A 24,729-nucleotide genomic window follows, 5' to 3' on the forward strand; every position below is an offset into this window, starting at 1 on the left:
CAGCTGCGGCGTTCTGCCGCAGCTTCTTTCTGCCGGTCCCTGTTTCTCACTTTTCTTCGCTGTATTTTTACCCACTAAAGTCTTAAATTCCGCTAAACCTCTCTCGCCAAAGCCCGTAAGACTGGTGTTAGTGAGCTGCGCCAACTAAAATCAGTGCATCAACCGCGAAGTGATTATAACAAGGGGAAATCTATGCGTTGGCAAGGGAAGCGCGAGAGCGACAATGTGGAAGATCGCCGTAATGATTCCGGCGGCCCGACAATGGGCAGTGGCCGCATGCGTATTCCACGCGGCAAGGGCGGGATTATCCTGCTGATTATCGTCATGATTGCTGGTTACTACGGTTATGACCTGTCACCGCTGCTGACCGGGGAGTCCACTTCTCTTTCTCAGCCAGCCCCGCAGCGGCAGGGCATCAATCCACAGCAGGATGAAGCGGCTAAATTCACTAAAGTAATCCTCGCCACCACCGAAGATACCTGGTCGAAAATTTTCCAGAAGATGGGAAAAACCTACACGCCGCCTAAGCTGGTGATGTACCGCGGCGTAACGCGCACCGGCTGTGGTACTGGCCAGTCAGTGATGGGGCCTTTTTACTGCCCGACTGACAGCACGGTCTATATCGATCTCTCTTTCTATGACGAAATGAAAAATAAACTGGGTGCCGGTGGCGATTTTGCCCAGGGCTATGTGATTGCCCATGAAGTGGGACATCACGTCCAGCGCCTGCTGGGCATTGAACCCAAAGTTCGTCAGCTGCAGCAGGGTGCCAGCCAGACTCAGGCTAACCAGCTGTCAGTGAAAATGGAGCTGCAGGCCGACTGCTTTGCCGGGGTGTGGGGACATTACATGCAGCAGGAAAACGTGCTGGAACCGGGCGACCTGCAGAAGGCGTTAAACGCCGCTGAAGCCATTGGCGATGACCGTTTGCAACAGCAGAGCCAGGGGCGGGTGGTACCGGACAGCTTCACTCACGGCACCTCGCAGCAGCGCTATACCTGGTTCAAAAAAGGCTTCGACAGCGGCAATCCGGGTCAGTGTGACACCTTCAGCCGTAGCTGATGGCGGACTTCAGCGACGTTATCGATCATACCGCAGCCCTGAAACGCCAGGGACTGCGGCAACTGCTGGTGCTTAGCGGCGAGGCAGAATGGTGCCTGCAGCAGACGCAGCAGTGGATGGACAGGCTGCCGGGGGACTGGTTGTGGCTGGGTGATGCGCCGCAAAGTCCGCTGCACTGCGCGCCGCAGGCGGTGCGAACCCTGCTGGGGCAGGAGTTTTTACATGCCGTATTTGACGCGCGGGACGGATTCAATGCCGATGCGCTGGCGGCGCTGACAGGTACGCTGAAAGCCGGAAGCTGGCTGTTGCTCCTCGTTCCCGAGTGGCAAAGCTGGTCTTCAAGGCCGGATACCGACTCACTGCGCTGGAACGAAACAGCCACTCCGATTCCCGCACCCAACTTTGTTCATCGCCTGCAGCAGATGCTGTTGCAGGATCCACAGGTTGCTCTGCTTCGCCAGAATGCTCCGTTGCACTTACCCGCACTGCTGTCGACGGCCCAATGGCTGCCGGATGACACCTCACAGCAGCAAAGTCTGCTGAACGAACTGCTGGTCAGCCAACCGGGTCTCTTCGTTCTGATTGCCCCGCGAGGGCGCGGAAAATCGGCGCTGGCCGGTTCGCTGGCGGCCCGCTGGCCCGGACGCTGTCTGATCACTGCTCCGGCGAAAATCTCTGCCGACGTGCTGGCGGCATTCGCCGGAGAGAGGTTTGAGTTCATTGCTCCGGATCGGTTGCTGGCACTTTCACCACAGCAACGTCCACAGAATATCGACTGGCTGCTGATTGATGAAGCCGCGGCCATACCGGCTCCGCTGCTGCATGAGCTGGTTCGCCTCGCTCCCCGCGTCCTGCTGACCACGACTTTGCAGGGCTATGAAGGAACCGGGCGCGGCTTCCTGCTGAAGTTTTGCGCCAGTCTGCCGGGTGCCACGGTGCTGAAGCTGGAGCAGCCGCTACGCTGGTCGCCGCATGACCCGCTGGAGCGGTTCATCGATAACGCGCTGCTGTTCACTGAAGCAGAGCCTTCAGGTAATGAATCAGCAATCCATTATTGTTTCCCGCAGCAGCCAGACTGGCAGACCCGGCCGGAACTGCCTGCGGGAATGTATCAGCTGCTCGCCAGCGCCCATTACCGCACCTCGCCGCTGGATTTAAGGCGGATGATGGATGCGCCAGGTATGCACTTCAGCGCTGCAGTGCAGGAGTCGAAAGTGCAGGGTGCGCTGTGGCTGGTGGATGAAGGCGGGCTGAGTGAAGAGCTGGCTCAGGCGGTATGGGCGGGGCTGCGCAGGCCTGGCGGTAACCTTGTGGCACAGTCGCTTGCTGCTCATGGCGGCTGGCCGGAAGCGGCCATAATGCGCTCGCGACGGATCAGCCGGATAGCGATCTCACCAGCGCTGCGGCGGCGTGGCATCGGGCGTGAAATGGTACGGCAAAGTGTTGAACGCGCAGAGGGGCTGGATTTTCTCTCGGTGAGCTTTGGCTATACTGACTCTTTATGGCGGTTCTGGCAGGCATGTGGATTCAGGCTGGTCCGCTTTGGCAACAAGCCGGAGGCCAGCAGCGGTTGCTACACCGCGATGGCCATTCTGCCGCTGAGTGGGCAGGGCCTCGTGCTGGCAGATAACGCCGCCGGGCGGCTGGCGAAGGACTGGCCCTGGCTGCAACTCTTTATCAAAGGCGTCAGTCCGGAATTGCCTGAGACCGGGAATTCCGGGTCTGATGCAGATGACTGGCGGGAGCTGGCCGGGTTTGCCTGGGCACACAGGCCATTTGAGGCAAGTATCGGTGCCCTGGGACGACTGATCGGCCGGGTGCAGGGCTTGTCATTGCTGGAGGGCGCGTTGCTGCATGGGTTAACTGCTGCTCAGCTTTGTCAGCAATCTGGCCTGTCCGGCCGCAAAGCGTTACTGGCAGCCTGGCGGCAGGAAGCTCAGCGGGCACTGGCATCACTGGACGGTCCGCAAAGCGAAGAGTGGCAGCGCTTCATTAAGTCATTAAATTAAATCCAACATCCCGGTCAAAAATTCTCAATTTTCTTCCGCGTCAGCCGGCGTATAGTCGGCTTAACATTCCTCAGGAGGAAACCATGAAACTTGATCATTTCGTCGTTCAGCACCCCACGTCCACCCCGGCACAGCTGTTTCTGCTGTTTCATGGCGCTGGCGATAATCCGGTGGCGATGGGCCAGATCGGCAGCTGGTTTGCTGAATCCTTCCCTGGCGCACTGGTGGTGAGCATTGGCGCGCCGGAGTCCGGCAGCGAGCATGGCCGCCAGTGGTTCCCCACTGATAACCTGACCGATGAAAGCCTGCAGTGCCGTGTTGATGCGATGATGGACAGCTTTGTCGGATCGGTTCATCACTAGCAGCAGGAAAGCGGCGTGAAGGCTGAAGCGACGGCGCTGATAGGTTTTCGCAGGGCAGCATCATGGTACTTGAAGGGATCAAAGCCCGGCCGGGACTGGCGGGCAGGGTGGTGGCTTTTTCCGGCCGTTTTGCCAGCCTGCCGCAGCGTGCAACCCGGCGTACCACTGTCCATCTGATCCACGGGGATTATGACGAACTTGTGCCTCTGAAATATGCTCAGCAGGGGGAAGCGAAGCTGCTGGAACTGGGCGGCGATGTGACGTTGAACGTCGTGGAGGATTTAGCGCACGCAATTGACCATCGCGCCATGCAGTATGCACTGGACCACCTGCATTACACCGTGCCGAAGCGCTATTTTGATGAGGCACTGAGTGGCAGCACGCCCGGAGATGAGGATGTGATCGCTCTGATGCATTGAGAGGGATAATGGAGAAAGCAGGGGCCAAAGCCCCTGCCGATCGGGCTTACTTCTTCTTCGGCCAGTCGTCGTCATCGTCCCACTTATCGTTAAAATCACGATGCGGCGGCAAATCCGGCTTGTTGTCCATGTACTTCTTATGATCGATACGCTTTAAATCTTTATAGACGTTCATCAGTACGCCGACCATCAGCAGGATCACCAGGATCCACCAGTACTCTTTAAAAAATTCCATATCATCACCTGTCAGGCTATCAGCTGTTCCATAATGCGCTGGTACATACGGCTAAGCAGTTGCAGATCGGCGGCCTTCACGCACTCATTGATTTTATGAATGGTGGCGTTGACCGGCCCTAACTCGACGACCTGCGCACCCATACGGGCAATGAAGCGCCCGTCTGAGGTTCCGCCGGTGGTCAGCAGCTGCGGCTTAATTTCATTATAGTGCTCAACGGCGTTGATCACCGCATTCACCAGTTTACCCTGGCTGGTCAGGAATGGCTGGCCGGACACCCACCAGTCCAGCGTGTAGCGCAACTTGTGTCGATCCAGCAACTCCGCTACGCGCTGCTGGATCATCGCGTCGGTCAGTTCGGTACTGAAGCGGAAGTTAAACTGCACGAAGAACTCGCCGGGGATCACATTGTTGCTGCCGGTTCCGGCCTGCACGTTGGCAATCTGCATGCTGGTTGGCGGGAAAAATTCATTGCCCCGATCCCATTCGGTCGCGACCAGTTCGTTCAGCGCGGGCATGGCGCGGTGGACCGGGTTATCCGCCAGATGCGGATAGGCGACATGGCCCTGAACGCCATGTATCGTCAGGTTAGCGGTCATCGAACCACGGCGGCCGTTCTTCACCACGTCACCGACGATTTCGGTGCTGGAGGGCTCGCCGACCAGGCAATAATCCAGCCGCTCGTTACGTGCCATCAGCGCTTCAACCACTTTCATCGTGCCGTTGGCAGCGCTGGCTTCTTCATCAGAGGTGATCAGGAAAGCCAGGCGGCCTTTATGGTCCGGATTGTTGGTCACAAAGCGCTCCGCTGCGACAATCATCGCCGCCAGCGAGCCTTTCATATCCGACGCACCGCGCCCGTAGAGCATGCCGTCACGGATGGTGGGTTCAAAAGGCGGATTGATCCAGCGGCTGGCATCGCCGGTTGGCACCACATCGGTATGGCCGGCAAAAGCCAGCGTTTCGCCTTCGCCACGCCACGCCCAGAAGTTCAGGGTGTCGCCGATGTTCATTGGCTCCACGGTGAAGCCCAGCGCCTGCAGGCGTTCGATCATAATGGCCTGGCAGCCGGCATCATCCGGGCTGAGGGAGGGGCGACGAATAAGCTGCTGCGTCAGCTCAATGACCGGACAGAACATAATCAGGACTTCTCCGCAATGAAGGACTGGTAGGTGGTTTCACTGAAACCCAGCAGCATAGAGCCGTCGGCGCTGCAGAGCAACGGGCGTTTGATGATTGCCGGCTGTTCCAGCATCAGTTCACGCGCTGCCGCTGCAGAATGAGCCGCGCTGCGCGTTTCCTCGCTCAGTTTGCGCCAGGTGGTGCCGCGGGTATTGAGCAAGGCTTCCCATCCCAACGTATCAATAAAGCCCTGCAGCAACGGTGCTTCCAGCCCATCAGCACGGTAGTCATGGAACCGGTACGCCACGCCGCTGGCGTCCAGATATTTTCGGGCCTTCTTTATGGTGTCGCAATTTTTGATGCCGTACATCGTCAGCATGACCGTTCCCTTCTTTTTTCTGTGGGTTTCAACTATATTCGATACTGTTCAGGTGCTTAGTCTACAACGGATGCGCCTGCGAGGCAGCATGGAAAGGTGACGTTAACACCACAGAGACAGAGACTTAGCGATAAGGAGGGACAATATGAACTATTTGAAAGCGTCTTCCGCCCATACGGTTGAAGAGACCCAGTCAATGATTGTGATCGCCCGGAAGAAAAAAAGCCGCTGCGATGAGTTCAACCACATTGTTGAGGCGGTGCTGGCCGAGCACCCGGATGCCAAAACCCATATCGACAGTGAGAGTGGCGGCTACGATAAAGTGATAGTTCTGAAATAACACCGGATGTGACGAGGGGGCGCAATGCCCCCTTGATCCGCCTGAAATGCTTTGGTCCCCAATCATCAATCTGCTATTAATTCCCTTAGAAATCATAACCCCTGAACTGTGCGCCAGCCCGCAATTACAGTTTTTACTGGCTTTGCCGATACCTGTAAGTGGACGAAACATGTTCACTTTGCATTAAGATTAATCCTATAATGGCCCCACAATAACGAGAGGTGATTTATGATTGATTTAGAACTGGGGAACTGGAAAGACTTTATCGAAGCAATGTTAGCTCGCAAGTAACACATTCATAAAGAAAAGCTTGGCGACCACATCAAAATGCTTTACACCAGTATCCTGAATAATTAAAGGCAGCCATCCGGCTGCCTTTATTCATTTCTGTGAGCGGAGACCGCCCACAGGCAGTCTGACTTGTTATATCGGTTTGTCCTTAACCGGGAAGCGCTGGCGCACCAGCACGAAGAACAATGGCACGAAGAAGATCGCCAGCACGGTGGCCGAAATCATCCCGCCCATTACCCCTGTTCCTACCGCATGCTGGCTGCTGGAGCCTGCACCGTTGCTGATCGCCATTGGCAGCACGCCGAAGATAAACGCCAGCGAGGTCATCAGAATCGGGCGCAGACGCTGACGGGAGGCTTCCAGCGTCGCTTCCAGCAGGTCTCGGCCCTTGCTGTTCATCTCGTTGGCAAATTCCACAATCAGGATGGCATTCTTCGCCGACAAGCCGATCACCGTCAGCAGCCCGACCTGGAAGTAGACGTCGTTCTCCAGCCCACGCACCCAGGTTGCTACCAGCGCACCGACCACGCCCAGCGGCACTACCAGCATCACCGAGAACGGAATTGACCAGCTCTCATACAGCGCGGCGAGGCACAGGAAGACCACCAGCAGCGAGATGGCGTACAGCGCTGGAGCCTGCGACCCGGTCCTGCGTTCCTGGTAGGAAGCGCCGGTCCACTGCAGGCCAAAACCGGTCGGCATCTGGCTGACGATTTTTTCCATAACATCCATCGCTGTGCCGGTACTGATGCCCTGTGCGGACTCACCGACAATTTCCACTGCGGAATAACCGTTATAACGCTCCAGACGCGGCGAACCTGTTTCCCAGCTGCTGGTGGCGAAGGCGGAGAAGGGTACCATGCCGCCGCTGCTGTTACGCACATACCATTTGCTGATGTCATCCGGCAGCATGCGATACTGTGCCGCCGCCTGCACGTAGACCTTCTTAACCCGGCCGCGGTCAAGGAAGTCGTTGACGTAGGTCGAGCCCCAGCCAGTTTGCAGCGTGTTGTTGATATCATCGATCGACACGCCCAGCGCCTGCGCTTTATGCTGATCAACATTGATGCGCAGCTGCGGGGTGTCATCCAGTCCGTTGTGACGCACGCGGGCCAGCGAAGGGTTGCTCTCCGCCTTCGCCAGCAGCTCATCACGCGCCTTCATCAGCGCATCGTGACCCAGTCCGGCATGATCCTGCAGCTCCATATCGAAGCCCGCCGAGTTGCCCAGACCGGTGATCGCCGGAGGACTGCTGGCAATCACGCGCCCTTCCTTAATTTTGCGGAAGGCTTTGGTTGCCCGCTCGATAATGGCAAAAGAAGTGTTCTCCGCGCCCGGACGGTCGCCCCAGTCTTTCAGGCGCACAAACATACGCGCCACGTTCTGGCCGTTACCGCCCGGACCTGCCCCGATCGTGGAAAACACCGACAGCACGTTATCTTTCTCTTTGGTCAGATAATACTGCTCGACTTTGTTCACCACCTGATTGGTCTGTTGCAGTGTCGAACCAGGCGGCAGCTGCACCTGAGTGGTGAAGACGCCCCGGTCTTCCAGCGGCAGAAAGGAGGTTGGCAGATGCAGGAACAGGAAGGCCATGCCGCCGATAATCAGCATATACAGCAGCAGCCAGCGTCCCGCTTTTGCCAGAATTTTGCTGACGCCGCGCTCGTAACGCTCGGCATTGCTGTTGAACGTCCGGTTAAACCAGCCGAAAAAGCCGTGGCGACCGTGATGATGGCCCTGGGGCAGCGGTTTAAGCAGCGTGGCGCACAGGGCAGGAGTGAGGATCATCGCCACCAGCACCGACAGCACCATGGCCGAAACGATGGTGATGGAGAACTGGCGATAGATAGCGCCGGTTGTGCCGCCGAAGAAGGCCATCGGAATAAATACTGCAGAAAGTACCAGCGCGATCCCGACCAGAGCGCCCTGGATTTGCCCCATTGATTTGCGCGTCGCCTCCCTGGGCGACAGGCCCTCTTCACTCATTATTCGCTCGACGTTTTCCACCACCACGATGGCGTCATCCACCAGCAGGCCGATAGCCAGCACCATCGCGAACATGGTCAGGGTGTTGATACTGAAGCCGCAGGCGGAAAGGATAGCGAAGGTGCCAAGCAGCACCACGGGAACGGCGATAGTCGGGATCAGCGTGGCGCGGAAGTTCTGCAGGAACAGATACATCACCACAAACACCAGGATCACCGCTTCGATCAGCGTTTTCACCACGTCCTCAATGGAGGCGGTAACAAACGGTGTGGTTTCGTAAGCGATTTCTGCTTTCAGACCGTGCGGGAAGTACTGGGAAAGCTCCGCAATTCGTGCCCGGACAAGTTTGTCGGTTTGCAGCTCGTTGGCACCGGAAGCCAGCTTGATACCCAGACCAGAAGCTGCCTGGCCGTTATACTGGCTCAGGAAGTCATACTTCTCTGCGCCCAGCGCAACATCCGCCACGTCACTGAGTTTGACCTCTGAACCGTCTTGGTTAACACGCAGCGTGATATTACGGAACTGCTCGGGTGTGTTCAGCAGCGACTGTGAATTGATGGTCGCATTCAGCGCCTGTTTGTTCACCGAAGGCAGCCCGCCCAGCTGCCCGACCGCGACCTGGCTGTTCTGCGACTCAATTGCGCTGACCACATCCGAAGTGGTCACCGCGTAGTTGATCATCTTGTTGGGATCGAGCCAGATGCGCATTGCATACTGCGAGCCGTAAGCATCCACCTGGCCCACACCGTCAATGCGGCTGAGCGGGTCCTGCACGTTACTGGCAACGTAGTCAGAGATATCCTGCTTATCCATGCTGCCATCGGTGGAAACGAACGCCACCATCAGAATGTTAGTGTCCCCGGTTTTGGTGACCGTCACTCCCTGAGACTGCACGTCCTGTGGCAGTTTGCGCAGGGCGGTTTGCAGCTGATTTTGCACCTGCTGACGGGCTTCATCCGGGTTGGTTCCGGCGACAAAAGTCAGGGTGATGGTGGCCTGTCCGGTGTTACTGCTCTGGGAGGACATGTACATCAGATTATCGATGCCGGTCATATTCTGCTCGATCACCTGAGTCACGGTATTTTCCAGGGTTTCAGCAGAGGCGCCGGGGTAGTTCGCGGTGATACGGACATTGGGTGGAGCGAGTTCGGGATACTGCTCAACGGGAAGCGAGAAGATAGCCAGTGTGCCGGTCAGGCAAAGCAATATCGCTATCACCCAGGCAAAGATCGGGCGATCGATAAAAAAATTCGCCATTGAATATAAACTCCAGGCAATTTATCGGGAAATGAATGCGCATCCCTCCCTGGTGCGCGAATTCCAAAGATCAGGCCGAAACAAATTTTTGTAATTTATTCAATATGCTTTGGCATTCCTTCACTTTACCTGCCAGACATTGAATAATCGTGGAGAAATTGAGGAGAATATGTAAATTATCGTGCCAATTCGTCGGGCTTCGTGAGGCGAAATGTCGCTAAATCATCACATTACGCTTTTAAGCTTCACCTAACGGAAATTGCAGGGTGACCACGGTCCCGCTGCCCGGATTTGAAGCGATGTTCAACTGACCGTTCAGGCTCTTCGCCCGCTCATGCATAATCGCCAGACCATAGTGACCCGCATGCTCGTGCGGGGGCTGAAGCCCCAGTCCGTTATCCTTGATTTCTATCAGATTATCGCCGTTAGCTGCCCGATCGCAGTGCACGATAATCTGTGAAGCGCCGGCGTGGCGGATGGCATTGAGCAGCGCTTCCCGCGCTATCTGCAGAATATGCACCTGCTGCTGGGCTGTGAAATGCTGCTGCGACGGACTGCCTGCCAGCAGGATTTTTGCCTCTGTTTGTGGGCGCAGCTGGGTCACTACCTGCTGCAGTGCGGTGCCGAGGTCGGCCGGTTCAATGGATAACCGGAAGGTGGTCAACAGCTCCCGCAGCTGGCGGTTCGCTTCTGTCAGCGCCCGATCGATTTCGCCGACAATATCCTGAGCGGGTGAGGCATCGTTGCTGACCACCCGTTTCAGCCGCGTCATCTGAATGCGCAGATACACCAGCGACTGAGCCAGTGAGTCGTGCAGCTCACGGGCAATGGTGGCACGTTCCTCCATCAGCAGCAGATGACGGACTTTCTGCTCGGCACGATCCAACTGCAGTGCGCGGGTCAGCATACTCGCCAGCCCCTGCATCAGCTGGGGTTCGCTGTATAGCGCCTGCCAGCGCAACTCTCCTGCCTGACTGCCGGAGGCGGCATCCAGCGGCAGGCTGCTCCACTCCAGATGGTCGATAACTTTGCCCGCAGCGATCTGACACTGTGGCGGAGCGTGCAGTTCAATGGCATAGAGATCGGCATGTTCCAGCGCCTGCTCCAGAACCTGGGGGTAAGCCCGTCCGCTATTGAGCGGGCTGGTCAGCATCTGGGAGCAGCGGTACAACAGTGCCAGCCTGCGGTTAGCCTGCTGCAAATCGCTGGTTTTTTCTTTTACTGCCTGCTCAAGATAGACGTAGTGTTTTTCCAGTTCGCCAGACATATGAGTAAACGCCTGCGCAAGTACGCCCAGCTCGTTGGGCAGCGCGGTATTCAGTAGACCGTATTTAAAGTTGGCTCGCTCAATTTCATGGCTGGCCAGCACCAGCTGGTTCAGCGGTGTGACGACCTGCTGGCGCACCAGCCGCAGCGTCCAGAAGACCAGCGCGGCAATGGCAATAAACCCCAGCAGGCTGGCACCAGCGACCAGCTTCATCTTCAGCTCGGCCCAGTGCTGGAGCGCCAGCACAAAGTGATCGATCTGCGCGACATAATGGGATACCTGCTGCTGGTAGTGCAGCGTATTGCCCGCCAGCAGATCGGGCCGCAATTTTTGCCATGAAAGCTGCAGCGCCTGATAGCGCTCTTTTACGCTGTCGGGAACATAGTCCCGCTGTAATGCACGCAAAGCCGGTGCATTGACCGACTGCTGATAATTGCGGATGTCCTGCGGCAGGTCAGTGGAGCCGGTGTTAGCATCCCAGGCCAGCCGGTAGCTCTGCATCCTTAAAGATCCAGCAATATTGATGGCCTCGGCATCACGCAGGCTGGCTGACAGTGTCAGCAGGGCCAGACCGGAAGCGAGCACCGAAAGCACCACGATGGCAAACAGGGCGCGGGCCAGACTGCTGGTAACAGAGCGTTTTAACATCCATTTCATCCTCTCGTAGGGGAGCCAGAGTATACCTGCTCCGCGGGCTTGGACGCCTGGCAGGTACAGGCTCTGTTGATGAAGGTCAAAAACGTGCGGTAAATCGCTTGATGCCATGCTTTTTCGTCGATAAAGTAGCCATTATGCAATGAAGTTAGCGCTTTTGTTCACATCATGTTACACCCACAATAAAATGTAACTTTCATTGACGCTTCTTACAGCTTCTCCTCATTCGCTTCACAATCCTTTAACGCTCTTACCTTCTCCGCACCCAGTTTTTCATTAGCCTGGTCATAATAAATCCCGTAACGAATTTAAAAAAACGATTTGACGAGGAGCATCCTGTGAACACGAAATTACCTACTCTTATTGCCGCTGCCTTTGTTGCCGCCACTTCTTTCTCAGCTCTGGCTGCCACTCAGGTCAATCAGGATCAAAGCCAGAACCTGCAGGAAATGGGAACCGTATCCGTTTCAGGAGTTAAAGGTTCTCTCGATGATGCCACCCGCCATCTGGCTCAAAAATCCGATGAAATGGGGGCTTCCCAGTACCGCATCATCGGTGCTGACAACCCGGGCGACTCAAGCCTGTGGAGCGGAACCGCAGAGATTTACCGCTAAGATTTATCTCCACCCCTGTGTAGCATGTAGTCCCTGAGTAAACCGACCACCTCTGGTGGTCGGTTTTTTTTGCGCCGCCCGGCAAAAATTACAAAACCTCACGATTTCCTCCACAGAGTTTTTGCGTCAGGATTGGAGAACGGTTAGGATGCATCGCCGCAATTTACCCGCTTCCGTCAAGAATATAACTACAGGAAGAGGGGGCTTGCCCAGATATTTGTGCTGATACGCAAACGTTTGGTTGGTGCAGGTAAACCAGGGTACCCGGGAAGGGTAGTCGTATCACTGTGGACAGGATAATAGGATAGAAAATGAAAGCTGATAAAAAGGCGGTCGCAGACAAACGCGCCGCAAGAAGACGTTGGTTAAATTCTCATGATTCCGGCTATCACAAAGCAATGGACAATCGTCACGTTCAGATGATTGCTATCGGCGGTGCGATTGGTACGGGTCTGTTCCTTGGTGCAGGCGCGCGCCTGCAGATTGCCGGCCCGGCCCTGGCAATCGTCTATTTAGTCTGTGGCATCTTCTCTTTCTTTATACTGCGTGCTCTGGGTGAACTGGTGTTACACCGTCCCTCCAGCGGCAGCTTCGTCTCTTACGCCCGTGAATTCCTCGGCGAGAAAGCCTCCTACGTGGCAGGCTGGATGTACTTCGTTAACTGGGCAATGACCGGCATTGTCGATATCACCGCCGTGGCGCTGTATATGCACTACTGGGGCGCTTTTGGCGACGTTCCGCAGTGGGTCTTCGCCCTGGGTGCGCTGGCCATTGTGGGCACCATGAACATGATCGGCGTGAAGTGGTTCGCCGAGATGGAGTTCTGGTTCGCGCTGATTAAAGTGCTGGCGATCGCGATCTTCCTGATCGTCGGTGTGGTGTTCCTCGGCACCGGTAAACCGCTGGACGGTAACACCACCGGCTTCCACCTGATTACCGATAATGGCGGTTTCTTCCCGCATGGGCTGTTACCGGCGCTGGTGCTGGTTCAGGGGGTTGTCTTCGCCTTTGCCTCTATCGAACTGGTCGGCACGGCGGCTGGCGAATGTAAAGACCCGAAAACCATGTTGCCGAAAGCAATTAACAGTGTGATCTGGCGTATCGGCCTGTTCTACGTCGGCTCTGTGGTGCTGCTGGTGCTGCTGCTGCCGTGGAATGCCTATCAGGCTGGTCAGAGCCCGTTTGTGACCTTCTTCTCCAGGCTGGGCGTGCCTTACGTTGGCAGCATCATGAATATCGTGGTGCTGAGTGCGGCGCTCTCCAGTCTTAACTCCGGCCTTTACTCAACCGGCCGTATCCTGCGCTCCATGTCGATGGGCGGTTCCGCGCCGAAGTTCATGTCGAAAATGAGCGGCCAGCAGGTGCCTTATATGGGGATTCTGGTCACTATCGGCGTCTACGTTATCGGCGTCTGGCTGAATTACATCGTACCTTCGCGCGTGTTCGAAATCGTGCTGAACGTGGCTTCACTCGGCATCATCTCTTCATGGGGCTTTATCGTGGTCTGCCAGATGCGTCTGCGTAAAGCGATCAAAGAAGGTAAAGCCGAGGATGTCAGCTTTAAGCTGCCGTGGGCACCGTTTACGTCGTGGCTGACGCTGCTGTTCCTGGCCAGCGTGCTGGTATTGATGGCGCTGGACTACCCGAACGGCACTTACACAATTGCTTCTGTACCACTGATTGCGGTGATCCTGATCCTCGGCTGGTTTGGCGTGCGTAATCGTGTTCACGCAGTTGCGCAAACCGAGCAGGAACATGCAGAAGAGTTGAGCAAATAACGGCTCAGAAAGCTCAAGGCCGCTTCGTTCCCGGCGTATTGAGTTTATAAACAAGCGGCCCCTGCTGGCCGCTTTCTTTTGTCACTTCAGCCGCCCCGAAAAAGTTGTCCCGGCCCAGGCCTGGTGCTGCCTCAATCTGGCGCAATTCTGCACAACAATAACGCAACATTGATTTTTCAGGAAAAAACCCGCCAGATTGCGGGTTAACCGGTTTACCCGCACATTCATAAATTAGTGCTGATATTTCAGCCAGCTAGCTTTTTTACCTGTCTTCATCCCACCGAACTGGCACGCGGCCTGCTTAATAATTCTGTAATATCTTCTTCCGGCCAACCCGATCCTCTTTGCTGGGTAAACCGGTTTACTTTCTATTTAAATGCCTCCATCAGGGAGTTCGTTATGGGAGATGTGCTGGTTTCAGCCAACAACATAACCAAGCGCTTCGGTGCGCTGACGGCGCTGAACGGCGTCAGTCTTGATATCCGCCGTGGAGAAGTGTTGGCCCTGCTTGGCGATAACGGTGCCGGTAAATCCACCTTTACCAAAGTGCTCTCCGGGGCCTACAGCGCGACGGAAGGGGAGCTGATTGTCTCCGGAGCGCCGGTCAGGTTCTCCTCGCCTAAGGATGCTTCTGACTACGGTATCGCCACTATCTATCAGGAGCTGGCACTGGCTGAAAACCTGTCGATAGCGGAGAACGTCTTTTTGGGTCGCGAGCTGAAGCGTCGGGTGTTGGGCATTCCCTTCTTGCGTGTGCAGGCAATGCGTCAGCGGGTGAAACAGCTGCTGGAAGAGCTGGATGCGCATATCTCCGATGCGGAAGCGCCGGTTGGCAGCCTCTCTGGCGGCCAGCGGCAGGCGGTAGCCATTTGCCGGGCGCTGAACCTCAATGCTCAACTGGTGATTATGGATGAACCCACTGCCGCGCTTGCGGTGGCGGAGACCCGCAAAGTGCTCTCTCTGACCCGCCGTCTGGCAGAACGTGAATGTGGCGTGGTGTTGATCAGCCATAACATCAGCGACGTATTCGAGGTGGCTGACCGCATGGTGGTGTTCCGCCGTGGCCGGAAAATTGCCGAACGAAAGCGTGGAGATACCACGCCTGACGAAATCGTTTCTCTGATCACCGGTGCGCATCCCGACGCGCGCGCCATCGAACAACAACGTGACTAACCGGTCGTTCATTTACCTGGGTGGATAAAACTATGCTCAAACGCATCACTCTTTCAGTACTGGCTGGTGCCATTCTGCTGGCAAGCCAGGCCTCTGTTGCTGCTGACAAACCCAAAGTGGCTTTTGTGCCGCAAATTGTCGGTATTCCCTACTTCGGGGCAATGCAGCAGGGCGGTAAGCAGGCGGCAAAAGATCTGGGGGTGGATTTTGTCTATTCCGGTCCGGTGGACACCAACCCAATGGATCAGCTGCAGATTGTGCAGAACCTGATTGCGCAGGGGGTGAAGGCTATTTCGGTTAGCGTGCTGGATGCCTCCAGCCTGGCACCGGTGGTGGAGCAGGCCAAAGCGCGCGGCGTGAAACTTTACACCAGCGACAGTGATGCTCCGGACAGCGGGCGGGCGGTATATGTGGCCCAGGCTACCGACCGGGGACTGGGTGAAACCATCATTGATGAGATGGTAAAGCGTGTGGGTGACCACGCTAAAATCGGTATCGTTTCTGGCGAAGCTACCGCTTCCAACCTCAATGCCTGGATTGGCTATATGCAGGAGCGCGTGAAAGCGAAATATCCCAATGTGACGCTGTTGCCTGCACAGTATGCCGGTGGCACCGCCAGTCGTGCGGCGCAGATTGCCACCGATCTGATGTCATCCAACCCGGATTTGAAAGGCATTATCGCCGTGGCCTCCACCACCTGTCCGGGCGTGGCTCAGGCCATTGAGACAGCCGGAAAAATCGGCAAGGTCATTGGGACAGGTTACTGCAGCCCGGACACCGCCCGTGCCTATCTGAAAAGCGGGTCGTTTGGCTACTCCGTTCTGTGGGATCCGGAAAAGCTCGGCTATCTGACCGTCTGGGCTGGTAAACAGCTGATTGATGGTAAACCGTTCCAGGCAGAAAACACCGTCTCTGGCTTCGCCAAACCTGTCAGCTATGACAGCAAAACCGGCATCCTGCTGATGGGGACACCCGCTGTATTTACCAAAGAAAACGTCGACCAGTATCACTTCTGATGAGGACGTTAATGAGCAGAAATCTGCTGCGTCTGTCGGCTCGTGAAATCACCCTGGCTGCGGTCTGTCTGCTGGCCTGCGTGGCATTTTCTCTGGCTTCACCGTGGTTTGCCACGCTGGACAACCTGGCGACCGTACTGCGTAACAGCGTGGAGCTGCTGCTGATTGGTCTGGGCATGACGTTGATCCTCGCGATGGGTGGCGTGGATGTTTCGGTTGGCGTGGTGATGGGGCTGGCGGCGTGGGGCGTAGGGCAGTTGCTGGGAGCGAATGCTGTTGGCGCGGCGGCGATGGCTGGCCCGGTTATCGGGCTGCTGACCGGCGCGGTGACTGCGACCGTGGTCGTGCTGGGTCGCATTCCGGCGATAGTCGGCACGCTGGGGTTGTATGGCGTCTACCGCACGGCGATTTTTGCCCTGCTCGGCGGACAGTGGTTGTCCGGCCTGCCGGACGGGCTGACCCGCTGGGTGGGCGGTCGGCTGCTGGGCCTGCCACTGATGGCCTGGCTGATTGTGTTGGCTTATCTGCTGGTGTGGCTGGCGCTGCGCCGTACAGCTTATGGCCCGCACCTGTTGGCTATCGGTCATGCAGAAGAGAAAGCCCGCCTCTCCGGCATACCGGTTACCCGCGTGCGGTTTATAACTTTTATGTTAAGTGGCCTGCTGTGCGGACTGGCGGCGACGTTTTATGTCGCGACTTATCGCAACGTGGAAATGACCATCGGCAGCACGCTGGCGCTGGAAGCGATTGCCGCCGTGGTACTTGGCGGCACGCGCATTACTGGCGGACAGTGCAGCCTTCTCGGCACGGTGCTGGGCGTGTTGCTACTGCGCGTACTGCAAAACGGTTTGCTGCTGGTTGGCGTGCCTTCTCTGTGGCAAACCGTGGTCACCGGTGCGCTGCTGCTGGGCGTGCTGAGTGCTGAGGTTTTGAGCGGCAGGCTACAACTGAATTCACTGAAGAGAGGGCAGGCATGAGTTTTTTACGCAAGCATCTGGTGACCTGCCTGCTGGTCCTGCTGTGGTGTCTGCTGGCGCTGATCGTGGCGGTTTTGCAGCCCACCCTGTTCGATCCCATCACACTGACCACCATTTTACAGTTTGCCACGGTGCTGGCGCTGGTGGCGCTGGGTCAGGCTCTGGTGGTGCTCGCTGGTGGTGCAGGGATCGATCTTTCCGTTGGCGGCAATGTCTCGCTGTCAGCGGTGGCCGGAATGCTGGCGCTGCACGCCGGGATGCCACCGCTGCTGTTACCGCTGATTTGCCTGCTGTGCGGTTTCCTGCTCGGTCTGTTTAACGGACTGCTGATTGCCCGGCTGAAGATCTGGCCGCTTATCGTTACCCTTGGCACTTTCTACACTTATTCGGGTCTGGCGCTGGCGCTGACCGACGGCGCGGCGCAATCCGGCGTCCCTCGTGAGATCCTGCCCTGGGGCCGGGGTGTGTTTGCAGCGTTCCCTCTGCCTTTTCTGTACTGCGTTATTCCTGCTTTTGTTATCGCCTGGGGCATCCTGCATTTCACCAGTTGGGGCCGATGGGTCTACGCAATGGGCTTCAACGAGCGCTCTGCCAGATTGGTTGGCATTCCTGTTGGTCGTCTGCGGCTGCTGATTTACGGCCTGTGCGGTGCTCTGGCAGGGTGCGCCGGATTTATCACTCTGGCCTGGCTGGGCAGCGCCCGGCCAAACGTCGGCGTTAACCTTGAGCTGGAGTCCCTGACTGCGGCACTGCTGGGTGGTATGGCGATCTTTGGCGGCCGGGGCGGCGTGGTGGGGGTGTTTGCCGCCACGCTGCTGCTGGTGGCGATCAAAACCAGCATGCTGCAGTTCGGCATCAATACCGTCTGGCAGGTAGGCGTGGTCGGGTTGTTGCTGATCGCCGTGCTGCTGGCCGACCGCTTTTCCTCTAACCGGAGATAAGTTATGACTTTAGCGGATCAAATAGCGAGTCACGTGCAGGCCAATACCGATCGCCTGGTGCAAACCTTATGTGACCTGATTGCCTTCCCATCGATAGTGAAAGCCGATCCCCGCCAGGCCGGTCCGGGTGAGCGGGACTGTCAGCTCTACCTGCAGCAGCGACTGCATGAGCTGGGCATGGAAACCGATCTCTGGGATCCGAATGGCCCGGCGTTGTACGAGAAATATCAGGGGCGACCTGGGGCGCACAAGGGCCGCACTTTTGAGGGACGACCGAACCTTGGCGGCGTGCTGAAGGGCAGTGGCGGCGGGCGGTCGATTATGCTGAATGGCCATGTGGATGTGGTGCCTCCCGGCGCGCCTGAGCACTGGCAGACCGATCCCTTTATGCCGGTAGTGAAAGAGGGTGCTGTTTATGGCCGTGGTTCGGTAGACATGAAAGGTGGCGTGACCTGTATGCTGATGGCGCTGACTTTCCTGAAAGAGCTGAATATCCCGCTGGCTGGCGATGTGGTCTTTACCACCGTGGTGGACGAGGAGATCGGCGGTATGGGGTCGCTGGCGATGGTCGATCGCGGGTTTAAAGCCGATGCCGGGATCATGACCGAGCCAACCGCCAACCGTATTGCCCCAATCTGTCACGGTGTGCTGTGGGGCAAAATCGTGCTGGAAGGCATTGGCGGCCACGCCGAGCTGACGCCAAACTCGTGGGACACCAGCGGGCCGGTGGATGCGATTATGCTCTGTCGCCAGATGCTGGATGCTATCGATATCCTTAATCGTCGCTGGCAGTACGATCGCCGTAAAAACCATCCACTGATGGATCTGCCTAATCAGATTATCGTCACTCAGCTGAGCGCGGGTGAGCATCCTGCTTCGCTGGCCGGTCGCGCGGAGATCATCATCGATGTGCAGTATCTGCCGCATGAGAAGGATGAGTTTGGTTTGGGCGGTCACGTTAAGCGAGAGCTGGAAGAGTTTGTGGCGAAAGTGTGCGAAGTCGATCCGTGGCTGCGGGCACATCCGGCGCGGATTGAGTGGATCCTCGACGCAGACTGCGCGGAAGTGCCTGCCGACCATCCATTTGTCACCACCTTTCAACAGGCGATGGCGGAAGCGGCGATGAAACCTGCACTGGTCGGTTTTGGCGCGCACAGTGATATAGGCTTGCCGGGGTTATTCGGCACGCCAACGGTCAATTTTGGTCCGGGCGATCCGGCGCTTTGTCACCAGCCGAACGAGCATGTGCCGGTGGCGGATCTGGTGTTCTGCACCGTTGCGATTGCGCTGGCAATTGTTCGCTGGAGCGGAGAGCAGCAAGGCCCCGTTTAGGATAGTTTTCTCCCTGCCCGGGCTTTATGATGACAGGCTCCAGAAAAACGCAACGGAGCCTGTATGTCAGCCAAAATCGAAGTGATTAAGAACAAACTTCTGTCAGAAAACTGGTTCGTTCTGCGTAATTTCACCTACGATCTCACCGCCAAAGATGGCTCAACTATCCGCCACAAGCGCGAAGTCTACGATCGCGGTGATGGTGCCACTATCCTGCTGTATAACCGCGAAAAAAACAGTGTGATCCTCACCCGTCAGTTCCGCATCGCCACTTATGTGAACGGCAATGAGAGCGGGATGCTGATTGAGGCCTGTGCCGGGTTGCTGGACGATGACTCGCCGGAAGACTGCATCCGCAAAGAGGCGGTTGAAGAGACCGGCTATCAGGTCGGCGAGGTGGTGAAAATTTATGAGATGTATATGTCGCCGGGCGGGGTGACCGAGGTGGTGCACTTCTTCGCAGCAGAATATAACGAATCATTGCACGCCAGCGCGGGCGGCGGTGTGGATGATGAAGATATTGATGTAATGGAAATCCCTTTTCCACTGGCGTGGGCGATGGTGAAAGATGGGCGCATCAGGGATGGCAAGACGGTCATGTTATTGCAGCATGCGCTGATTGAAGGCTGGCTGAAACAGCGTTAAAAGGTCTGAAAACCAGCCATGTCCGATTAATCCGATTGAGCAGAATCCCCCCCGGTGGGCATAGTGATGTTATCGCGTAAGTGCTCATATCAGCTACTGGCGAAGCGTTATTTAGTGCAATAATGCGCGGTTGCGCCGGGTTTTCTGATAAAGTGCTGTCGGCGAGCAGCCAATACGCTATGCTTACCGCTTCTTATCACCGGGGCCCATGTTATCAATGCCTTACTGGACGAAATACCCTTTTGCGTTGTTGATCTTTGCCGTATCGCTGCACGCTGAGCCGTTGCAAAAGACCTTTTCTGACTGGCAAATTACCTGTAACAACCAGAACTATTGCGTGGCGCGTAATTTTCCCGGGAATAATGATCTGGTGATGACGGTCAGCCGTCATGCCGGAAGCAATGACCGTCCGCTGCTGCGTATTGAGTACGGTAACCGCTATACGGGTGAGCTGAGCGGTGCCCCGCTGAAGGAGAACCTGCTGCTGGATGGGCAGCGACTGAAACCGGATCTCAAACACTGGGATGTGGAACCGCATAATCTGACCACCGCTCATATGATCTCCATCGACGAGTTTCTGGCTCAGGTGATGGACGCCGATAACATTCAGCTGCTTTATCGCCCTGACGCGACCATTTCACTGCATGGCCTGAAAGCCACGCTGTTGCTGATGGATGATATTCAGGGGCGGGTGAACGGCATGAGCGCGTGGATCAAACGAGGTAGCCGGGTCACCAGCGATGTACCGCCTGAGCCAGCGGCACCAGAGATTATTCCCCCGCGCCGTCCACCGCTGACCCTGACCCGCGATGAAACCACCGGGCTGATTGACTTTGGCACATGGCGAGTGAATACCGATGAGTGTTCGCTTGATCCCCAGCGACGTGAAGTCAGCGTATCGCCGCTCAGTGATGAAAAAGCGTTGCTGCTGGTGAGTTGCGAGATGGGGGCGTACAACGTTATCGATCTGGCGTTTGAAGTCACCCGCACTCAGCCATACGTGGCGAAAGGAATCACCCTGACGCTGCCGTTTGTGCCGGCGGGCCGCAGCGAAAAGCAGATGGAGCTGGTCAACGCCGAATATGATCCGGACAAGAGCGAACTGCTGACCTTTAGTAAGGACAGAGGATTAGGCGATTGTGGCGTGGCTACACGCTGGCAGTATAACGGCCGTGAATTTGTACTTGCAGAATACGCCCAGGAACAGACTTGTGACGCCTGGCATGGCAGCGATGACTGGCCAATATTGTGGACCAGCCATACCACCGGGTCGCAGCCCGCAGGCAATGTCGAGATGACGCCCTGAATGAATAGGGTTCTCTCCTCATATTGAATGTTGTTTTAGTAAAATGAATGACATAAAAAAAGCCCGGCAATTGCCGGGCTTGCTGTTACTGAGTGCTGGCTCAGTGAGGCTTAATCAGCTTCTCAGCATGGCTGACGATGTTCTCCACCGTGAAGCCAAACTCGTTAAACAACTTATCGGCCGGGGCAGATTCACCAAAGGTGGTCATGCCGACGATCGAGCCGTTCAGGCCAACATACTTGAACCAGTAATCGGCAATGCCCGCTTCCACCGCGACGCGCGCGGTGACCGTTGAAGGCAGCACTGATTCACGGTAGCCCACATCCTGCTTATCAAATATATCGGTTGAAGGCATAGAAACCACGCGCACTTTGTGCCCGTTGGCAGTCAGCTTCTCTGCCGCGCCCAGAGTGATTTCCAGCTCGGAACCGGTGGCAATCAGGATCACATCCGGCGTGCCCTGAGAATCTTTCAGCACGTATGCCCCGCGGGAGATGTTCTCCAGCTGCTCTTTGCTGCGCTCTGGCTGCGCCAGGTTCTGACGGGAGAGGATCAGCGCGGTCGGGCCGTGATGACGCTCAATCGCATGTTTCCAGGCCACAGCGGTCTCCACCTGGTCACAGGGACGCCAGACGCTCATATTTGGCGTGACGCGCAGGCTGGCAAGCTGTTCAACCGGCTGGTGAGTCGGGCCATCTTCGCCCAGTCCGATAGAGTCATGGGTATAGACCAGAACCTGACGAGCCTTCATCAGCGCTGCCATACGCACCGCGTTACGGGCATATTCCACAAACATCAGGAAGGTCGCGGTGTAAGGAATAAAGCCGCCATGGTGGGCAATGCCGTTAGCAATTGCCGTCATCCCAAACTCGCGCACGCCGTAGTGAATATAGTTACCGGCTGTATCTTCGTTCAGCGGTTTGGAGCCAGACCAGATCGTGAGGTTGCTGGGCGCCAGGTCAGCGGAACCACCAAGGAATTCAGGCAGGCTTTTGCCCCAGGCTTCCAGCGTGTTCTGTGAGGCTTTACGGCTGGCAATTTTCTGCGGATTGGCCTGCAGATGCTCGATAAATTTCTGCGTTTCCTGTTGCCAGTTATCCGGCATACCGCCGTCCATACGACGGGCAAACTCTTTCGCCAGCTCCGGATGGGCTGCTTTATAGGCTGAGAACTTGTCGTTCCAGGATTTCTCGTATTTCTCACCCGCTTCTTTAGCATCCCACTGAGCATAAATCTCTTTCGGGATTTCAAACGCCGGATAGTTCCAGCCCAGCTGCTTGCGGGTCAGGGCGACTTCTTCCGCCCCCAGCGCAGCGCCGTGCGCTTCTTCTTTACCGGCTTTGTTCGGTGAACCGAAACCGATGATGGTTTTGCAGATCAGCAGTGAAGGCTTGTCGGTCACGCTCTGTGCTTCTTTAATCGCTTTGCTGATCGCGTCCGGGTTGTGGCCGTCGATGTCGCGGATCACATGCCAGTGATAGGCTTCGAAGCGTTTGGCAGTATCGTCTGTAAACCAGCCTTCCACTTCACCATCAATAGAAATACCGTTGTGGTCGTAGAACCCAATCAGTTTGCCGAGACCCAGTGTACCGGCCAGCGAGCAGACCTCATGCGAGATCCCTTCCATCAGACAGCCATCACCCATAAACACATAAGTGTGGTGATCGACAATCTCATGGTCAGGACGGTTAAACTGCGCGCCCAGCGTGCGTTCGGCAATGGCAAGGCCCACGGCGTTAGCCAGACCCTGGCCCAGTGGACCGGTGGTGGTTTCCACGCCTGGCGTGTAGCCGATTTCAGGGTGACCCGGGGTTTTGGAATGCAACTGACGGAAGTTTTTCAACTCGGACATCGGCAGGTCGTAACCGGTCAGGTGCAGCAGGCTGTACAGCAGCATGGAACCGTGACCATTGGAGAGGATAAAACGGTCACGGTCGGCCCAGGCAGGATTGGTCGGGTTGTGATGCAAAAACTCGCGCCACAGCACTTCTGCAATATCAGCCATGCCCATTGGGGCACCCGGGTGACCGGAATTAGCTTTCTGCACGGCATCCATACTCAGCGCACGGATTGCATTAGCCAGTTCTCTACGTGAAGACATGTTTTTCTCCCTGCAATTGGGGGGAGGGCAGACCGCGGCCTGCCCCTTATGAAGTGGGTTACAGCTTAGCGGCCAGCACGTCTTCCAGCTTCTGCTGGTCAACGGCGAACTGGCGGATACCTTCGGCCAGTTTATCTACCGCCATCGGATCCTGATTGTGTTCCCAGCGGAACTCAGCTTCTGACAGTGGAGGCGGCTGATGGAAAGCTTCCGTGGAAGGGGTCAGTTTACGCTCAACCGGCGCATTGCTTGCCTGCAGCTCTTCCAGCAGATTAGGGGAGATAGTCAGGCGATCGCAGCCCGCCAGCGCCAGAATCTGCTCCGTTTTACGGAAGCTGGCACCCATAATGACGGTGTTATAGCGGTGCTGTTTGTAGTATTCGTAGATGTTACGAACGGAGACCACGCCCGGATCTTCATCCACCACATACGGGTCCAGTGGTTTACGGTTGTTGTACCAGTCGAAAATGCGGCCAACAAACGGAGAGATCAGGAACACGCCCGCTTCCGCACAGGCACGGGCCTGGGCAAAGGAGAACAGCAGGGTCAGGTTACAGTTAATCCCGTTCTTCTCCAGCTCTTCCGCTGCACGGATACCTTCCCAGGTCGAAGCCAGTTTGATCAGAATACGTGAACGGTCAATGCCGTTATCTTCATACATTCTGACCAGTTTTTCTGCTTTGGTTACACACATGCCGCGGTCGAAAGACAGGCGCGCATCCACCTCGGTAGAAACGCGACCGGGGACGCTTTTCAGGATTTCCATACCGAGGTTGACCGCGACTTTGTCGCTGGCATTGATAATCTGGGTTTCCTTGCTGCCGCCCTGTTTTTTGGCATAGTCGACAGCATCGGTAATCAGGTGCTTGTAAGAATCGAGGCCGGAGGCTTTCAGGATCAGAGACGGGTTGGTGGTGGCATCTTCTGGATGGTAGTTACGGATGGATTCGATATCGCCACTGTCAGCCACCACGGTGGTGTATTGTTTCAGTGCGTCTAGCTGGTTCATCTCTTGGCTCCTTGATGTGCAAAATGCATAGCGTATCAGGCCAAACATTGCATCAGACGTCCTTTAATGGGAATGCGTTTTCTCTGATTGTTGCAATGGGTTAGCCCAATGACCGCCGTTGCCGCAAAGAAAAATGCCGCACTCATCAGTGTAGCACCTCTGCAGAAACCCGTACTGGCGCCCCCTTACGGCGCGCCATTTTTGGTTTTATTTTTCGCTTACGGCCTGCTCGTAGTAGCTGATTTTATCCACTTTTTCCGTTGAGCCGCCGCCTTCAAACTCAGAATTTAACCAGCTGTTCACGATGGAGCGAGCCAGCTCCGGTCCAATCACGCGGGCGCCCAGCGTCATGATTTGCGCATTGTTACTTTTGCGGGCACTGTTGCAAAGTTCACGATAGGTTGGCCTTTTGTGTTATTGCAAGGCCTTATTCAAAGACTCTGCTCACCAG

Annotated in this window: 20 protein-coding genes and 2 pseudogenes; 14 read left to right on the plus strand and 8 right to left on the minus strand. The window is 56.4% G+C overall.

All coding sequences use genetic code 11. The annotated features are described in order from the left end of the window. The first annotated feature begins 192 nt into the window (after nt 1-192). From ypfJ to ypfH, 3 genes and pseudogenes are all read left to right on the plus strand, one after another. Entirely contained in the window at nt 193-1,062 is an 870-nt protein-coding gene (gene ypfJ, locus AC3Y5R_RS17845) for a KPN_02809 family neutral zinc metallopeptidase (protein ID WP_158782606.1), read from the plus strand. Next, complete coding sequence (locus AC3Y5R_RS17850) at nt 1,062-3,071, plus strand: tRNA(Met) cytidine acetyltransferase TmcA (RefSeq protein ID WP_489922423.1); 2,010 nt, start codon at nt 1,062-1,064, stop codon at nt 3,069-3,071. The genes ypfJ and AC3Y5R_RS17850 overlap by 1 nt, the downstream gene beginning before the upstream one ends. Nucleotides 3,072-3,154: 83 nt before the next feature. Next, a pseudogene (ypfH, locus tag AC3Y5R_RS17855) lies at nt 3,155-3,852 on the plus strand (esterase). Between the two features lie 46 nt (nt 3,853-3,898). Here the strand turns inward: ypfH and AC3Y5R_RS17860 are convergent. The 3 genes from AC3Y5R_RS17860 to AC3Y5R_RS17870 are packed head-to-tail and all read right to left on the minus strand — an operon-like array spanning nt 3,899 to nt 5,588. Beyond that, complete coding sequence (locus AC3Y5R_RS17860) at nt 3,899-4,087, minus strand: YpfN family protein (protein WP_158782603.1); 189 nt, start codon at nt 4,085-4,087, stop codon at nt 3,899-3,901. Between the two features lie 11 nt (nt 4,088-4,098). Beyond that, entirely contained in the window at nt 4,099-5,226 is a 1,128-nt protein-coding gene (dapE, locus tag AC3Y5R_RS17865) for a succinyl-diaminopimelate desuccinylase (RefSeq protein ID WP_489922424.1), read from the minus strand. 2 nt (nt 5,227-5,228) lie between these two features. After that, a complete protein-coding gene (locus AC3Y5R_RS17870) occupies nt 5,229-5,588 on the minus strand; it encodes an ArsC family reductase (RefSeq protein ID WP_489922425.1) in 360 nt (119 codons plus the stop codon). Between the two features lie 145 nt (nt 5,589-5,733). Here AC3Y5R_RS17870 and AC3Y5R_RS17875 point away from each other — a divergent pair, with 145 nt between their 5' ends. Both AC3Y5R_RS17875 and ypfM read left to right on the plus strand, forming a co-directional pair. Next, complete coding sequence (locus AC3Y5R_RS17875; RefSeq protein ID WP_158782600.1) at nt 5,734-5,928, plus strand: hypothetical protein; 195 nt, start codon at nt 5,734-5,736, stop codon at nt 5,926-5,928. A 228-nt stretch (nt 5,929-6,156) separates the two neighbouring features. Continuing rightward, nucleotides 6,157-6,219: a protein YpfM gene (ypfM, locus tag AC3Y5R_RS17880; RefSeq protein WP_158785286.1), complete on the plus strand. Its 63-nt coding sequence runs from the start codon at nt 6,157-6,159 to the stop codon at nt 6,217-6,219. Nucleotides 6,220-6,351: 132 nt separating this feature from the next. Here ypfM and acrD read toward each other — a convergent pair whose 3' ends face one another. Both acrD and narQ read right to left on the minus strand, forming a co-directional pair. Further along, entirely contained in the window at nt 6,352-9,465 is a 3,114-nt protein-coding gene (gene acrD, locus AC3Y5R_RS17885; RefSeq protein ID WP_489922426.1) for a multidrug efflux RND transporter permease AcrD, read from the minus strand. A gap of 238 nt (nt 9,466-9,703) precedes the next feature. After that, a complete protein-coding gene (narQ, locus tag AC3Y5R_RS17890) occupies nt 9,704-11,380 on the minus strand; it encodes a nitrate/nitrite two-component system sensor histidine kinase NarQ (RefSeq protein WP_489922427.1) in 1,677 nt (558 codons plus the stop codon). A gap of 344 nt (nt 11,381-11,724) precedes the next feature. Between narQ and AC3Y5R_RS17895 the strand changes: the two genes are divergently transcribed. From AC3Y5R_RS17895 to AC3Y5R_RS17935, 9 genes are all read left to right on the plus strand, one after another. Beyond that, entirely contained in the window at nt 11,725-12,000 is a 276-nt protein-coding gene (locus AC3Y5R_RS17895) for a YdgH/BhsA/McbA-like domain containing protein (RefSeq protein WP_489922428.1), read from the plus strand. Between the two features lie 311 nt (nt 12,001-12,311). Continuing rightward, nucleotides 12,312-13,778, plus strand: a complete 1,467-nt coding sequence (gene ansP, locus AC3Y5R_RS17900; protein WP_489922429.1) for an L-asparagine permease — start codon at nt 12,312-12,314, stop codon at nt 13,776-13,778. Between the two features lie 399 nt (nt 13,779-14,177). After that, on the plus strand, nt 14,178-14,951 hold the full coding sequence (locus AC3Y5R_RS17905) for an ATP-binding cassette domain-containing protein (protein ID WP_489922430.1): 774 nt from the start codon (nt 14,178-14,180) through the stop codon (nt 14,949-14,951). A gap of 32 nt (nt 14,952-14,983) precedes the next feature. Continuing rightward, entirely contained in the window at nt 14,984-15,967 is a 984-nt protein-coding gene (locus tag AC3Y5R_RS17910; RefSeq protein ID WP_489922431.1) for an autoinducer 2 ABC transporter substrate-binding protein, read from the plus strand. 11 nt (nt 15,968-15,978) lie between these two features. Further along, the gene (locus tag AC3Y5R_RS17915) at nt 15,979-16,944 is read left to right on the plus strand and encodes an ABC transporter permease (protein ID WP_489922432.1); all 966 of its coding nucleotides are present in this window, start codon (nt 15,979-15,981) and stop codon (nt 16,942-16,944) included. Next, nucleotides 16,941-17,885 (plus strand): ABC transporter permease, encoded by a 945-nt coding sequence (locus AC3Y5R_RS17920; RefSeq protein WP_489922433.1) that lies wholly within the window; start codon nt 16,941-16,943, stop codon nt 17,883-17,885. Before AC3Y5R_RS17915 ends, AC3Y5R_RS17920 begins: the two co-directional genes overlap by 4 nt. 3 nt (nt 17,886-17,888) lie before the next feature. Then, the gene (locus AC3Y5R_RS17925; RefSeq protein WP_489922434.1) at nt 17,889-19,217 is read left to right on the plus strand and encodes a M20 family metallopeptidase; all 1,329 of its coding nucleotides are present in this window, start codon (nt 17,889-17,891) and stop codon (nt 19,215-19,217) included. Nucleotides 19,218-19,280: 63 nt separating this feature from the next. Continuing rightward, nucleotides 19,281-19,862 (plus strand): GDP-mannose pyrophosphatase NudK, encoded by a 582-nt coding sequence (gene nudK, locus AC3Y5R_RS17930; RefSeq protein ID WP_489922435.1) that lies wholly within the window; start codon nt 19,281-19,283, stop codon nt 19,860-19,862. 217 nt (nt 19,863-20,079) lie between these two features. Next, nucleotides 20,080-21,168: a DUF1176 domain-containing protein gene (locus tag AC3Y5R_RS17935; protein WP_489922436.1), complete on the plus strand. Its 1,089-nt coding sequence runs from the start codon at nt 20,080-20,082 to the stop codon at nt 21,166-21,168. 100 nt (nt 21,169-21,268) lie between these two features. On the opposite strand, the gene tkt is transcribed toward AC3Y5R_RS17935, so the two are convergent. The 3 genes and pseudogenes from tkt to AC3Y5R_RS17950 all read right to left on the minus strand — a co-directional run. Beyond that, nucleotides 21,269-23,269, minus strand: a complete 2,001-nt coding sequence (gene tkt, locus AC3Y5R_RS17940) for a transketolase (RefSeq protein ID WP_489922437.1) — start codon at nt 23,267-23,269, stop codon at nt 21,269-21,271. A 58-nt stretch (nt 23,270-23,327) separates the two neighbouring features. Next, nucleotides 23,328-24,278, minus strand: coding sequence for a transaldolase (tal, locus tag AC3Y5R_RS17945; protein ID WP_489922438.1), 951 nt, complete (start codon nt 24,276-24,278; stop codon nt 23,328-23,330). Nucleotides 24,279-24,485: 207 nt separating this feature from the next. After that, nucleotides 24,486-24,656, minus strand: a pseudogene (locus AC3Y5R_RS17950) (RpiB/LacA/LacB family sugar-phosphate isomerase); the annotation flags it as partial. Nucleotides 24,657-24,729: the final 73 nt, after the last annotated feature.

The sequence above is a fragment of the Erwinia sp. 009765445 genome, from assembly GCF_058137865.1.

Excerpts from the sequence above, each read along its gene's own strand:
- ypfJ (WP_158782606.1), top strand. The coding sequence starts at position 193 with ATGCGTTGGCAAGGGAAGCGCGAGAGCGACAATGTGGAAGATCGCCGT.
- AC3Y5R_RS17850 (WP_489922423.1), top strand. The coding sequence starts at position 1,062 with ATGGCGGACTTCAGCGACGTTATCGATCATACCGCAGCCCTGAAACGC.
- AC3Y5R_RS17860 (WP_158782603.1), bottom strand. The coding sequence starts at position 4,087 with ATGGAATTTTTTAAAGAGTACTGGTGGATCCTGGTGATCCTGCTGATG.
- dapE (WP_489922424.1), bottom strand. The coding sequence starts at position 5,226 with ATGTTCTGTCCGGTCATTGAGCTGACGCAGCAGCTTATTCGTCGCCCC.
- AC3Y5R_RS17870 (WP_489922425.1), bottom strand. The coding sequence starts at position 5,588 with ATGCTGACGATGTACGGCATCAAAAATTGCGACACCATAAAGAAGGCC.
- AC3Y5R_RS17875 (WP_158782600.1), top strand. The coding sequence starts at position 5,734 with ATGAACTATTTGAAAGCGTCTTCCGCCCATACGGTTGAAGAGACCCAG.
- acrD (WP_489922426.1), bottom strand. The coding sequence starts at position 9,465 with ATGGCGAATTTTTTTATCGATCGCCCGATCTTTGCCTGGGTGATAGCG.
- narQ (WP_489922427.1), bottom strand. The coding sequence starts at position 11,380 with ATGTTAAAACGCTCTGTTACCAGCAGTCTGGCCCGCGCCCTGTTTGCC.
- ansP (WP_489922429.1), top strand. The coding sequence starts at position 12,312 with ATGAAAGCTGATAAAAAGGCGGTCGCAGACAAACGCGCCGCAAGAAGA.
- AC3Y5R_RS17905 (WP_489922430.1), top strand. The coding sequence starts at position 14,178 with ATGGGAGATGTGCTGGTTTCAGCCAACAACATAACCAAGCGCTTCGGT.
- AC3Y5R_RS17910 (WP_489922431.1), top strand. The coding sequence starts at position 14,984 with ATGCTCAAACGCATCACTCTTTCAGTACTGGCTGGTGCCATTCTGCTG.
- AC3Y5R_RS17915 (WP_489922432.1), top strand. The coding sequence starts at position 15,979 with ATGAGCAGAAATCTGCTGCGTCTGTCGGCTCGTGAAATCACCCTGGCT.
- AC3Y5R_RS17920 (WP_489922433.1), top strand. The coding sequence starts at position 16,941 with ATGAGTTTTTTACGCAAGCATCTGGTGACCTGCCTGCTGGTCCTGCTG.
- AC3Y5R_RS17925 (WP_489922434.1), top strand. The coding sequence starts at position 17,889 with ATGACTTTAGCGGATCAAATAGCGAGTCACGTGCAGGCCAATACCGAT.
- nudK (WP_489922435.1), top strand. The coding sequence starts at position 19,281 with ATGTCAGCCAAAATCGAAGTGATTAAGAACAAACTTCTGTCAGAAAAC.
- AC3Y5R_RS17935 (WP_489922436.1), top strand. The coding sequence starts at position 20,080 with ATGCCTTACTGGACGAAATACCCTTTTGCGTTGTTGATCTTTGCCGTA.
- tkt (WP_489922437.1), bottom strand. The coding sequence starts at position 23,269 with ATGTCTTCACGTAGAGAACTGGCTAATGCAATCCGTGCGCTGAGTATG.
- tal (WP_489922438.1), bottom strand. The coding sequence starts at position 24,278 with ATGAACCAGCTAGACGCACTGAAACAATACACCACCGTGGTGGCTGAC.